This window comes from Alteromonas algae (assembly GCF_049117195.1).
Lineage (GTDB): Bacteria > Pseudomonadota > Gammaproteobacteria > Enterobacterales > Alteromonadaceae > Alteromonas.
Genome location: NZ_CP185260.1, coordinates 1,584,559 through 1,597,104 on the forward strand (window position 1 = coordinate 1,584,559; position 12,546 = coordinate 1,597,104).

Genomic DNA, 12,546 nt, shown 5'->3' on the forward strand with positions numbered 1-12,546 from the left:
CGGCTTTCTTTTATAGCTGCAGTATTCAGCTATTACATTGTACTGAACACGACGGTGCTCGTTTGCACCACTTAACTTTTACCCCACAAGTGGCGCAGAGTAGGTGTCACCACTGTATAGGAAACAAAATGCCTGTTATTACTCTTCCTGACGGAAGCCAACGCGCTTTCGAAAACCCAGTTTCTGTTCTTGACGTTGCCAACGACATTGGCCCTGGTTTAGCCAAGGCGACCATTGCAGGTAAAGTGAACGGTGAGTTGGTTGACGCGGTCGACATTATTGACGCTGATGCGAAACTACAAATTATTACTGCCAAAGACGATGATGGACTTGAGATCCTTCGTCATAGCTGTGCGCATTTACTAGGTCACGCTATCAAGCAATTATGGCCAAATACCAAGATGGCAATTGGCCCTGTTATCGATAACGGCTTTTACTACGATGTCGATATGAAAGAAAGCTTAACGCAAGAAGATATGCTTAAGCTTGAGAAGCGCATGCTTCAGCTGGCAAAAACAAACTATAACGTTGTTAAAAACAAAGTTAGCTGGCAAGAAGCGCGTGACGCGTTCGACGCGCGTGGCGAATCGTACAAAATAGAAATACTGGACGAAAATATTAGTAAAGACGACCGTCCAGCGCTTTACCAACACGAAGAATACACTGATATGTGTCGTGGCCCCCATGTGCCGAACATGAAGTTCTGCCATCACTTCAAACTGATGAAGGTAGCAGGTGCTTACTGGCGTGGTGATAGCGACAACAAGATGCTACAGCGTATTTACGGAACGGCGTGGGCGGATAAGAAGCAACTGAATGCTTACCTTAAGCGCTTAGAGGAAGCTGAGAAGCGAGACCACCGTAAAATTGGTAAAGCATTAAACTTGTTCCATTGGCAAGAAGAAGCGCCAGGTATGGTGTTTTGGCATAACGACGGCTGGACGATTTATACTGAGCTTGAAAGTTTCGTACGCAAAAAACTTAGAGAGTACGATTACGATGAAGTGAAAGGCCCGTTAATGATGGACCGCACGTTATGGGAAAAATCAGGACACTGGGACAAATACGCTGAAAACATGTTCACCACTGAGTCAGAAAAACGTGAATATGCTATTAAGCCGATGAACTGCCCAGGCCATGTGCAAATATTCAACCAAGGACTGAAGTCTTATCGCGACTTACCGTTGCGTATGGCTGAATTTGGTTGCTGTCACCGTAACGAGCCTTCAGGCGCGTTGCATGGCCTAATGCGTGTTCGTGGTTTTACGCAAGACGATGCTCACATTTTCTGTACCGAAGAACAGATACTGGAAGAAGTGAGCGGTTGTATTCGTATGGTTTATGAAACCTACGCGGCGTTCGGGTTCGACAACATTGCGGTAAAACTATCTACTCGTCCAGAGCAGCGCGTTGGGTCTGACGATATTTGGGACAAGTCTGAAGCGGCACTAGCAGATGCGCTTAAGGCAAATGACATCGCATTTGATTACCAGCCTGGTGAAGGCGCGTTCTACGGGCCAAAAATTGAATTTACGTTACATGACTGTTTAGACCGTGCGTGGCAGTGTGGTACCGTTCAATTAGACTTCTCAATGCCAGGCCGACTCGGGTCGACCTATGTTGCTGAAGACGGCGAAAGAAAAGTACCGGTAATGATTCACCGTGCTATTCTTGGCTCTCTTGAACGCTTCATCGGAATTCTCACCGAAGAGTTCGCAGGGTTTTATCCACTGTGGCTAGCTCCTCAACAGGTCGTTATCATGAACATTACCGATAAACAGGCCGATTACGCACAAGATTGTGCGAAAAAACTGCAAGAAATTGGAATTAGAGCAAAGTCTGACTTGAGAAATGAGAAGATTGGCTTTAAAATCCGCGAGCACACCTTAAAGCGTATTCCATATATGCTTGTGGTAGGCGATAAAGAGATGGAAGCTGGCGAGGTGGCAGTACGTTCACGTCGCGGCGACGACCTTGGAAAAATGTCCCTGGAAAACTTTATTGCCATGGCTCAACAAGAAGTGGTTGAAAAGACCATTAAGTAATTGAGCTTTTTCGTGTATACTGCACGACAGTGTCTGCTTTTGTATATTTCAATTCGAAGGCAAGAGCAGACAAACGATTTAAATGTTTGGAGGAATAGCATATTAAAGGCGCTAATAATAAGGCTCAGGGCGATAAAGCCCGCATTAACGATGAGATTAAAGCCAGAGAAGTTCGATTAATTGGCAAAGATGGAGAACAGGCTGGCGTAGTTTCACTTGCTGAAGCAACTCGACACGCGGAAGAAGCAAGCCTCGATCTAGTGGAAATCAGTCCGAATGCCGAGCCGCCTGTCTGTAAAGTTATGGACTATGGCAAGTTCCTCTTCGAAAAAAGTAAGGCTCAAAAAGAGCAGAAGAAAAAACAGAAGCAAATTCAGGTCAAGGAGATTAAATTTCGCCCTGGCACTGATGAAGGCGATTACCAGGTAAAACTGCGCAACCTGCGTCGCTTTCTTGAAGGTGGTGATAAAGCCAAAGTTACGATCCGTTTCCGCGGACGTGAAATGGCGCACCAAGATATCGGCATTGATTTGCTAAATCGCGTTAAAGGCGATTTGGAAGACATTGCCAACTGTGAGTCTTTCCCACGTCGTGTGGAAGGCCGTCAGATGATCATGGTGCTAGCCCCAACTAAGAAGTAGTAATGGTCTAAAGTTTTCAGGAAACTGCGTCCTGAAACACCTTGCTGCAAACATTAACCGACAACAGGCAACTGCAAGCCTAATATGTCGATACTAAACAATGCGGAGTTTTAGCAATGCCTAAAATGAAAACTGTAAGCGGTGCCGCCAAACGTTTTAAGAAAACGGGTTCTGGCCGCTTTAAAAGCAAACAGTCTCACTTACGTCACATTCTGACTAAGAAGAGCTCTAAGCGTAAACGTCACTTACGTGGCAAAAAACTGGTTCATGATTCTGATACCAAATTGGTTCAGCGCATGTTGCCTTACGTTTAAGACTTAGGAGACTATAAATGGCTAGAGTAAAACGCGGCACAATCGCACGTGCACGCCACAAAAAAGTCCTCAAGCAGGCAAAAGGTTATTACGGTGCTCGTTCACGTGTTTATCGCGTAGCGGTACAAGCCGTAACTAAAGCTGGTCAATATGCTTATCGTGACCGTCGTCAGCGCAAGCGTCAATTCCGTCAATTGTGGATTGCACGTATCAATGCTGCTGCACGTCAAAATGGTATGTCATACAGCCGTTTCATTAACGGTCTGAAAAAAGCGTCTGTTGAAATCGATCGTAAGATCCTTGCCGACATCGCTGTACATGACAAAGCAGCTTTCAGCGCACTAGTCGATGCGGCTAAAGGCGCATTAGCTTAATTATTAACTAATTAAGTTTAAGTTCTTTCGGAAAAAGGCGAGCAGGATGCTCGCCTTTTTTCGTTTCTACGCTTTTTTATAAAAAAAAGCATGAAAATACGTCAATATCAGCTATCTAGGGTAGCCCTCCTAATTACCTCTCGTGTAAACTAACGGCTTTATTTCAGGCATGCCTAAGCTTGTGAAAAGCAACTTCACCGCTTTGGCCATCCAGTCATCATGCACATTGAGGAAACCATGGAGCTTGACGCGATTATCAATCAGGCAAAGAGCCAGATTGACGCTGCCGAAGATGCAGCCACACTAGACCAAGTTAGGGTCGAATTCATGGGTAAGAAAGGTAAACTTACCGACTTACTTAAAGGGTTAGGAAAGCTTTCTAACGAAGAACGTCCTGCCGCGGGTCAAAAAATCAACGTGGCTAAGCAGGCAATACAGCAAGCCATTTCTGCAAAAGGCGATTTACTTCGCACTGCTGAAATGAACAGTAAGCTTGCTGAAGAAGCGATTGACGTGACGTTACCTGGACGTACCGAAAAACCCGGTAACCTTCACCCAGTAAGTCGCACAATTGCACGTATTGAATCATTCTTTGGCGAACTTGGCTTTTCGGTTAAAACCGGGCCTGAAATTGAAGATGGTTTTCATAATTTCGATGCGCTGAATATTCCTGCGAATCATCCAGCTCGTGCTGATCACGATACCTTCTATTTTAATCCTGACATGATGCTGAGAACGCAAACATCAGGCGTACAGATTCGTACGATGGAAGTTGAGAAGCCACCACTTCGTATTATCTCTCCAGGTCGTGTATACCGAAATGATTACGATCAAACTCATACCCCTATGTTTCATCAGGTTGAAGGGTTAATGGTAGATAAGAACGTTAGCTTTACTGACCTTAAAGGCATACTGCACGACTTTCTGCATCATTTCTTTGAAGAGTCTCTTGAGGTGCGTTTCCGTCCTTCCTACTTCCCGTTTACCGAGCCGTCAGCGGAAGTTGATGTGATGGGTAAAAACGGTCAATGGCTGGAAGTATTAGGCTGCGGTATGGTTCATCCTAACGTGCTTAAAGCGGTTGGTATCGACCCAGAAGAGTATACAGGCTTTGCCTTTGGTATGGGCGTTGAGCGTTTAACCATGCTGCGTTATGGGGTTAACGACTTGCGTGCATTTTTTGAAAACGACCTACGTTTTCTTAAGCAGTTCAACTAAGGCAGAGAGTAGACATGAAATTCAGTGAAAATTGGTTAAGAGAATGGGTTAACCCGTCGCTGTCAGCACATGAGCTGTCTGAACAGTTGAGCATGGCCGGATTAGAGGTTGATGGCGTTGAGCCCGTTGCTGGAGAGTTTTCCGGTGTGCTAGTTGGTGAAGTCGTGGAATGCGGTCAGCATCCAAACGCCGACAAATTACGAGTGACAAAAATTAACGTAGGTGGCGACGAGCTACTCGATATCGTTTGTGGCGCGCCTAATTGTCGTCAAGGGATTAAAGTGGCTGTTGCGTGTGTTGGCGCAGTGTTGCCCGGTGACTTCAAGATTAAAAAAGCGAAGCTACGCGGTGAACCGTCATTTGGCATGCTATGTAGCTTTTCTGAATTAGGTATTAGTGATGATCATGACGGCATCATGGAGCTTCCAGCTGATGCACCTATTGGCAGCGATATTCGTGATTACCTTGGCCTAAACGACAAAGCCATTGAAGTAGACCTTACCCCGAATCGTGCTGATTGCTTGGGGCTACGCGGTATTGCCCGTGAAGTGGGTGTACTTAACAACCTTGACGTATGTGAGCCTGTTATTGAATCGGTCAATGCGTCAATCGACGAAAGCCTCAGTATTACGTTAACCGCCGATGATGCCTGCCCGCGTTACTTGGGCCGGGTAGTTAAAGGTGTAAATGTAAAAGCGGCATCGCCATTATGGTTAGTTGAGAAACTTAGACGCTGCGGCATTCGTAGTATAGACCCTATTGTAGATGTGACTAATTTTGTTCTTCTTGAACTTGGTCAGCCAATGCATGCATTCAATTTGGCCTCGATTGAGGGCAACATCAATGTGCGTATGGCAAACGAAGGCGAAGTGCTTACATTACTCGATGAAACTGAAGCCAAGCTTAAAGACAATACCCTAGTGATTGCTGATGACAAAAAATCCTTAGCGATGGCAGGTATTTTCGGTGGTCTTCACTCGGGTGTAACTAGCGAAACGCAAGATATTTTGCTCGAAAGTGCATTTTTTAGCCGTGACGTAATCATGGGGCGAGCTCGTCAGTATGGCTTACATACTGATGCCTCTCATCGCTACGAGCGCGGTGTAGATCCGTTACTACAGCATAAAGCAATGGAGCGTGCTACGGCGCTTGTTCTTGAGATTTGTGGTGGTGAAGCCGGTCCGGTTGTTGAAGCAGTTTCTGAGGACAAGTTGCCAAAGCAAGCAAAGGTGACACTTCGTCGTGAGCGCTTAACTCGCGTGTTAGGTATTACTATTGACGATGCGAAAGTAACTGAAATGCTAAATCGCCTTGGTCTTAATGTAACGGAAACCGACGCGGGTTGGGATGCCGTTGCGCCGAGTTATCGTTTCGATATTTCAATCGAAGAAGATCTTATCGAAGAAATTGCTCGAGTTTATGGGTACAACAACATTCCAAACGTCGCACCTAAAGCCACGCTAGCAATGTTACCGTCGCAAGAATCAAGACTTCCGCTTAACAACATGAAGTCGTTGCTGTTAAGTCGCGGCTTTAATGAAGCCATTACGTACTCTTTTGTTGACCCTAAAGTGCAAAATGCACTTTTCCCTGACGCAAAAGGTATGGTGTTACCTCATCCAATTTCATCCGACATGTCGGTAATGCGTGTAAGCTTATGGCCTGGATTACTTGGTGCGACAGCGTATAACCAAAAACGACAGCAGCAACGTATTCGTCTATTTGAGACTGGGTTACGCTTTGTTCCTCAGCCTGATGCACCCAATGGCGTGTTGCAAGAAAATGTTATCGGTGGCGTTTTAGCCGGTCGACGTAATGACGAGCATTGGGATTTAGGCGATAGTCCAGTAGACTTCTTTGATGCAAAAGCCGATGTTGAAGCGCTATTAGCGCTAACGGGCAAAACGGGCGAATTTCAGTTTGTAACCACTGAACACAGCGCATTGCACCCAGGCATGGCAGCAAAAATTTTGCTTAACGATAAAGAAGTTGGGTATATTGGTGCAGTACATCCACAATTTACTAAACTGTTAGGTGTTAATGGCCGTGTGTTTGTATTTGAGTTAACGGTAGATGCTATTACAAGTCGGAAACTACCGCTTGCAGCGCCTGTATCACGCTTCCCGTCAAACCGCCGAGACATCGCCATTACGGTGAAAGACGAGGTTCGAGTAGGAAATGTGCTTTCTTACATAGAAAATATTGGCGTAAATCAACTAGTTGCTCTAAACTTGTTCGATGAGTACAAAGGAAAGGGGATTGAACCCGGTTACAAGAGCCTTGCTTTGTCACTTCATTTACAAGATCCGGATAAAACCTTAGAAGAAGCTGAAATTCAGCAGGCTGTGGATACTGTGGTTAAAGGTCTGGAATCTGAGTTTGGGGCCGCGTTAAGAGAGTAAACTATGGCATTGACCAAAGCCGAGATGGCTGAACACCTATTCGAGAAACTAGGCATCAACAAGCGTGATGCGAAAGATCTGGTAGAGCTTTTTTTTGAAGAAATTAAAGGCGCTCTAGAATCTGGTGAGCAAGTAAAACTGTCAGGTTTTGGCAACTTTGACCTGCGTGATAAAAACGAACGTCCCGGCCGTAATCCTAAAACGGGCGAGGACATTCCAATTAAAGCGCGCCGCGTGGTGACATTCCGCCCGGGTCAAAAATTAAAGAGCCGAGTAGAAAACTCGACGCCTGTCGACTAGTCGTATTTATTAGTCGTATACATGAAGAAAAAGAGCGAGTGTACTCGCTCTTTTTGTGTGTGCGTTTTAAAATAAATGGTTTTCATTAATACCTAGGAGGAAGTGTGAATAAAACACTTGTTGTTCTCTTATTTTGCATAATAGTTGTCGCGAGCTATTTTACCTATTTATCTGACGCGTCGCAGGAACGAGCTGAGGATGCTGCTTACGTCCCTGTTATTACTGTAATGGATATATTGCATGCTAGCGATCTACAGTCAGGCATAAAGCAGGCGGTGGAACAGGAGGATAGCGATAAAATTGACGAATGGATTTCGCAAGCACTTGTGGTGGCTAACGAAGCAAAATTGCCAGCAACGGATATTACCTATTTACAGTCAGATGCAGCACGAGATTATCTAGTCTTTAATGCCAAGCGACAGCTGTTTAATGATGCCTTTGAGAAACAGTACTATACATTAGGTGGTATCGAAGCACTTAAAGCAAGGTACCCGGAAGCGCAGGATTTATTCAAAAGGGCACAGACGCTTTTGGATAAGCGTGAACAAATTATTTATCAGATAGCGATGACCGTATCAGGCAGCCAAACGCCCACGCAGCAAGATATACAAAACGCGCGAGAGATATGGATGGATAAAAACCGTAATGAAAGCTAACTAGCGCTAAGCCGAAAAGAATAGGTGGGTTCAGTAAGAGTCTGGGTTATAGCGACCGTTCGTCTTTCTGACCCCGTCCTTTTTCCAAAATGCCAGTGATGATATTTGCGACTCCCACAAATCTACTGCATTCCAAGTAAATCCCTCAGTATACCTTGCGCCCAGAAAGTCAGGCTCATAATGACTGTCTTTTCTGCTTTGTGCATAAAACAAGTTACTTGCCTTAGAGACGACGACCTCAGCCTGGCTTAGGAACTGTATTTGTCTGCGGGTAATTTGTTTGCAAATAGGTTCATCCACATTAAAAGGGTACAGCGACGAAACGATTGCACGCTCAATCTCTCCTGTCTCCTCTTGAATAAAGTAAAGCCCCGCACCAAGGGGGAAGCGGCCCACCATTTTTAAAAAGCATGAAACATGAGTAGGGTGGTTAGTTTCTCTTTGTTTGCTTTCGTCAATGATGTCGTAAGCACGGTATATTTCTCGGTAATCAAAGTCTTTTTTTGTTGAGAGTAAAAAAGAGGCGTATGTCATCGGTATACGAATGAGATCCCCAAGTTCGTGACCCGTTTTTTTAAGACCACTTAAAATATCTATCATAAAGGTAAGTTGTTTTTGTTCGTGAGCAATAAAGGCTGCTTTTTCCTCTCTGCTGTCAAAACGCACGGTCGGGATCCCCACGCCTAGCTTTATATAGTCCATGGTTTTCTTGTCAATAATGGCAAGTAACGAGGTGCGCTCGCTATTATTAAGCCGACGGTATCTGTCTCTTCCCAACACCTGCTGAGCCTCCGGGCTATGCAAACCTATCGATTGTAACAACGCCGCTTTAGCTAAGGGTTTTAAAATATTTTCACGATAGGCAAGTTTGGTTTCGCTAGGCATGGGCTGTCGCGTTAAGTTTACCGTGTTACTCTTGTCGTTCTTATTTGCCATTAAGCTAAATTTGTCAGCGGTTGGAAATAGGCTTTTAAGCTCATCGTTTAGCAACGCATGATTGAAGGTATGCTTGAATCTTACCTCTTCAAACAATGCAATGGTCAGTGCGGCAATATAAATAGGCTTATACTTCTCATTGCGAATGTGGCGCACCTTGTCTTCAGGTGACGGCGTAGATAATGCGATAGTCCCTAAAAACTGTCCAAAAATTTGATGCCCATCTAATAAGTCTAAAATCTCATCAGTTAGATGATCTAGTGCTTCGTAGCGCTCATTTCTTGCGGCATTAATCTTGTTTTCAAGCGTTCGATGCTCATCCTCTAGCTTGGATTGTTGGGCGACTAGACGGGCGATATAGCGCTGTGTTGAAGGTTGGCCTTTTATCGAGGGGTACTTACCTTTTTCTTTTCGGTAAGTGTCTATACGGTCAAGTTGCTCTTGAAATGTATCGATTTTGCGTTTTAACAAGGCAAGAGAACGATACTGCGCTTGATAGTCATTGAAAAAAATTTCAGCATTATCGACGAGTTTCCTAAACCTCTGTCGAAAGTCTGTTATCTTTTTCGAGATCTCGCTGACCATGGTCGGTATCTGTGAAAATCTATTTTCAACATTACGACGCGCGCCGAATCGCGATTGGCTATTTTGCAGCATTGATGACCAAATAGGTAATACGTAATTTCAATGTCATATAAACGTAACACTGAGAACGTTTTTATGCAATAAAGTGCATGTTTTGAGCCGATACGCGATGTATTTTGCCTCGTTAATCGGCGGTAATCTCGGCCCACGTTGCGTCGGTTAACGTTGCCAGTGTATCTGGTGTTATAGCAATTTCTAACCCGCGCTTACCAGCACTTACGTAAAGCGTAGATTGTGCCTGTGCGCTAGTGTGTATAACAGTTCGTAAACGTCTTTTCTGTGCAATAGGGCTAACGCCGCCCAATACATATCCCGTGCTTTTGGTTACCGTTTCAGGGGCTGCCATTTTTATTTTTTTTGCGCCAACAATGTTAGCTAACTTTTTTTCACTTACCTTATGTTTCACTGGCACTAATGCGACGACTAATGTCTTGGTCTCGCTCTCTAGAACCAGCGTTTTAAAAACAGCATCAGCATCTAATGACAGTTTTTCAGCCGCTTCTACACCGTAAGAAGCGGCGAGCGGTTCATGCTCATAACTCAGTACGTCGTGAGGTACTTTCTGTTTTCGAAGTAATGTAATTGCAGGCGTCACTGCGCTTCCTTTACCGTATTTGCCATTATCTTACTGGTTTTGACTTTGGATACCATTGTCGGGTATGTGCTATTGCATCGGGCAATAACGGTGTCGCGCCATGGGTAGCATAATCTTCAAACCCTTTACTAAAATAGTCAGAAAGGGGATGGCCCGATTGACCGCTAGGTAGGGTAAGAACAGCCTCATCTAATTTACCAGGCCTCACAAAAAATCGCTGCGACGCACCAAATTTAGGCGCTTGAACCGCAGGCATATAAGTATCACCGAAGCCTCCCACCGCTTGCATATTAAGCGCGTCGCCAACAAGGGGTATTTGACTAGAGAAAGGGTGTTCTACGGTAAGCGCATTAACCTTGCCCCATGCCAATTCGGTTAAATCTCCGTCTTCAGGAGAAAAGCGGTCAAGCAATTCATTCTTAGCACTTCGGTAGGCGTCGACGAGTAACGCGTCAAAGCTTGAGTGCTGCCCCTGCAGCCATGATGTAGGCTGCGTATGAATAAGCTGCCATACCGCAGGTTCAATACCCCTTAGAAGCCCTCTGCTGTCAACACCGTCATTTTCAATGTCAGATAAGATTTGTCCGAAAAGGTGTTGAATGACATGACGTCTAAATGCTTTCACTAGGGTATAGCCGACTGAGGCCTCACACGCACAAGCGCCCCATGTATTTAAGTATGAGATGTCAGGTTTAAATTCAATGGGTTGTGTTGCTAGTAACCCGGTGAGTAAGGTATGCCATGGCGTGAGAAATTGTGCGTTGTTGTCTAGTTGGATGGCGTAAAAGTCTTTCTCAGTGAACTGTTTCTTCTCAAAAAGGCGCGATTTAATTTGAAGGCCTCTGGCACCAAGTGCATAACCTCCATTACCCAATTTGGCGAGATCTTTTGCCGCAATAACCCGAGAGTTCGCTGTCCATATTCTATCGTTGTCTGGATTGATTACGAGCGGTAAATTTTCGGCACGTTTTACATCTTGAGCAGCAAATTGCCGTTCGCTGAGTACGATGTTTGACGCTACATCACGATGCATAACTGCGCCTGCTGGCAACCACGCAATACTCCCTTCTTTATCGACCATCACCATGTTTTGTATCGGAATGGCGATAGTTCTCCCTACCGCTATACCGTCTTCCACGGATTTAGCGGTTCCCATGTTTACGATAGAAAGATTAACCGCAAAAGGGTGATGAGCGACCCAATTCAGAGCATACTTTTTACCGTTTATTTCTCTCACCGGGCCATAATCACTTTTAACAATCGGGTAGGTGTGAGAGGTACCATTTGATGAAAGAATTTGTTCTTCTTCTATCGTGGTTGATGCGCTTTCGGGTAACGAAATCCAATCAACGTTGTCTAAATTTGCGTTGGTAAACCCCCACGCTACGTGATCATTTGTTCCAACAACGATGCTGGGTAGCCCGGGCAGTGAAACGCCAGTCATTGATACCGCTTCATTATTTTCTTTATAGTTAAGCTGGGCGCGATACCATATGTTCGGTACACGAAGCCCAAGGTGCATGTCGTTAGCCAGCATGCCATGCCCAGTGGGTGTTAAATTCCCACTCACTGCCCAATTATTGCTTCCTATATCAGGTAGTTCGGTGGCGTTATAGGCAACGACGGCTTGCTGCTGTGGGAATGAAGGGTAGTCGGGGATATCCTTGATTTGAGATTCGATTATGCTGCCATCTAACGCAGCTTGGTAATTGCTAGGTTGAGTGACAAAATCGTAAATTGCGTCACCGTATTTTTCCTTCAAGAGGGTACGGGCCAAGTCTAAATTTAGCTGACTACCCTGTAAATCAAGGTACATACTATATGCCACTAAAATACTGTCGGTAGGCTTCCAACGATTTAGTGAAACACCTGTCACGAGATATTCAAAAGGTAATATGTTGTACTCGTCAATAGCGGCATTAACGCCATGTGAGTATCGGATTAAAAGTTGCTTTTGCGACAAAGGCAGCGCTTCAAATACTTGCTTAGCGCGTGTTGAAAATTGATGGAATCGAATGCTTTTATCACGCGTTAATGCGATATCACCAACCCATTCAGACAATGCCCCTGAGGCCGAACGGCGAAGCAAATCCATTTGAAATAAACGGTCTTGGCCATGTGCAAATCCTAATGCGTAGGCGGCATCAAGTTTTGTTGCTGCATTGACCACCGCATGACCCATAGCGTCGCGGGACAGTTGCGTATGCGCATCAACGTTCTTGGTTGTGCTATTTCCATCGAGCATTGGCAAGCTTAACCACAGCGAAAAGTAAACGGAACCTATCGTTAAAACTGCTACACCAACAACACTCACTACAGACCATTTTATCCAATTAATCACGTGTATTACTCCGCGTTTTTCTCTATCCTATCGGCACAAGAGCTAAATTTGAAGCGTTGTTTAATAAAGTTCGACTTAC

General features: G+C 44.9%; 11 protein-coding genes. 8 read left to right on the forward strand and 3 right to left on the reverse strand.

Features of this window, described 5'->3' with window-relative positions:
- Positions 1–128: 128 nt before the first annotated feature.
- From thrS to ACOJRU_RS07225, 8 genes are all read left to right on the forward strand, one after another.
- Positions 129–2,045: a threonine--tRNA ligase gene (gene thrS / locus ACOJRU_RS07190; RefSeq protein ID WP_421134340.1), complete on the forward strand. Its 1,917-nt coding sequence runs from the start codon at positions 129–131 to the stop codon at positions 2,043–2,045.
- A gap of 101 nt (positions 2,046–2,146) precedes the next feature.
- Positions 2,147–2,686, forward strand: coding sequence for a translation initiation factor IF-3 (gene infC, locus ACOJRU_RS07195; RefSeq protein ID WP_421134738.1), 540 nt, complete (start codon positions 2,147–2,149; stop codon positions 2,684–2,686).
- A gap of 116 nt (positions 2,687–2,802) precedes the next feature.
- Positions 2,803–3,000 carry a 50S ribosomal protein L35 gene (rpmI, locus tag ACOJRU_RS07200; protein ID WP_012518091.1) on the forward strand — a complete coding sequence of 66 codons (198 nt, stop codon included), beginning with the start codon at positions 2,803–2,805 and terminating at the stop codon, positions 2,998–3,000.
- Positions 3,001–3,017: 17 nt separating this feature from the next.
- On the forward strand, positions 3,018–3,374 hold the full coding sequence (rplT, locus tag ACOJRU_RS07205; RefSeq protein WP_070174515.1) for a 50S ribosomal protein L20: 357 nt from the start codon (positions 3,018–3,020) through the stop codon (positions 3,372–3,374).
- Positions 3,375–3,611: 237 nt separating this feature from the next.
- Positions 3,612–4,592: a phenylalanine--tRNA ligase subunit alpha gene (pheS, locus tag ACOJRU_RS07210; RefSeq protein ID WP_421134341.1), complete on the forward strand. Its 981-nt coding sequence runs from the start codon at positions 3,612–3,614 to the stop codon at positions 4,590–4,592.
- Between the two features lie 14 nt (positions 4,593–4,606).
- Positions 4,607–6,994: a phenylalanine--tRNA ligase subunit beta gene (gene pheT / locus ACOJRU_RS07215; RefSeq protein ID WP_421134342.1), complete on the forward strand. Its 2,388-nt coding sequence runs from the start codon at positions 4,607–4,609 to the stop codon at positions 6,992–6,994.
- A 3-nt stretch (positions 6,995–6,997) separates the two neighbouring features.
- Positions 6,998–7,294: an integration host factor subunit alpha gene (gene ihfA / locus ACOJRU_RS07220; protein ID WP_421134343.1), complete on the forward strand. Its 297-nt coding sequence runs from the start codon at positions 6,998–7,000 to the stop codon at positions 7,292–7,294.
- A 104-nt stretch (positions 7,295–7,398) separates the two neighbouring features.
- Positions 7,399–7,950 (forward strand): hypothetical protein, encoded by a 552-nt coding sequence (locus tag ACOJRU_RS07225; protein ID WP_421134344.1) that lies wholly within the window; start codon positions 7,399–7,401, stop codon positions 7,948–7,950.
- A 30-nt stretch (positions 7,951–7,980) separates the two neighbouring features.
- Here the strand turns inward: ACOJRU_RS07225 and ACOJRU_RS07230 are convergent, their stop codons facing one another.
- The 3 genes from ACOJRU_RS07230 to ACOJRU_RS07240 all read right to left on the reverse strand — a co-directional run bounded on the left by ACOJRU_RS07230 (position 7,981) and on the right by ACOJRU_RS07240 (position 12,467).
- Entirely contained in the window at positions 7,981–9,543 is a 1,563-nt protein-coding gene (locus tag ACOJRU_RS07230) for a hypothetical protein (protein WP_421134345.1), read from the reverse strand.
- Between the two features lie 112 nt (positions 9,544–9,655).
- Positions 9,656–10,126, reverse strand: coding sequence for a Cys-tRNA(Pro) deacylase (gene ybaK / locus ACOJRU_RS07235; protein ID WP_421134346.1), 471 nt, complete (start codon positions 10,124–10,126; stop codon positions 9,656–9,658).
- A 25-nt stretch (positions 10,127–10,151) separates the two neighbouring features.
- Positions 10,152–12,467, reverse strand: a complete 2,316-nt coding sequence (locus ACOJRU_RS07240; protein WP_421134347.1) for a penicillin acylase family protein — start codon at positions 12,465–12,467, stop codon at positions 10,152–10,154.
- Positions 12,468–12,546: the final 79 nt, after the last annotated feature.

Bases quoted from the DNA above. Each gene is read 5' to 3' on its own strand.
- ACOJRU_RS07230 (WP_421134345.1), bottom strand. From the start codon at position 9,543: ATGCTGCAAAATAGCCAATCGCGATTCGGCGCGCGTCGTAATGTTGAA.
- thrS (WP_421134340.1), top strand. From the start codon at position 129: ATGCCTGTTATTACTCTTCCTGACGGAAGCCAACGCGCTTTCGAAAAC.
- pheS (WP_421134341.1), top strand. From the start codon at position 3,612: ATGGAGCTTGACGCGATTATCAATCAGGCAAAGAGCCAGATTGACGCT.
- pheT (WP_421134342.1), top strand. From the start codon at position 4,607: ATGAAATTCAGTGAAAATTGGTTAAGAGAATGGGTTAACCCGTCGCTG.
- rpmI (WP_012518091.1), top strand. From the start codon at position 2,803: ATGCCTAAAATGAAAACTGTAAGCGGTGCCGCCAAACGTTTTAAGAAA.
- rplT (WP_070174515.1), top strand. From the start codon at position 3,018: ATGGCTAGAGTAAAACGCGGCACAATCGCACGTGCACGCCACAAAAAA.
- ihfA (WP_421134343.1), top strand. From the start codon at position 6,998: ATGGCATTGACCAAAGCCGAGATGGCTGAACACCTATTCGAGAAACTA.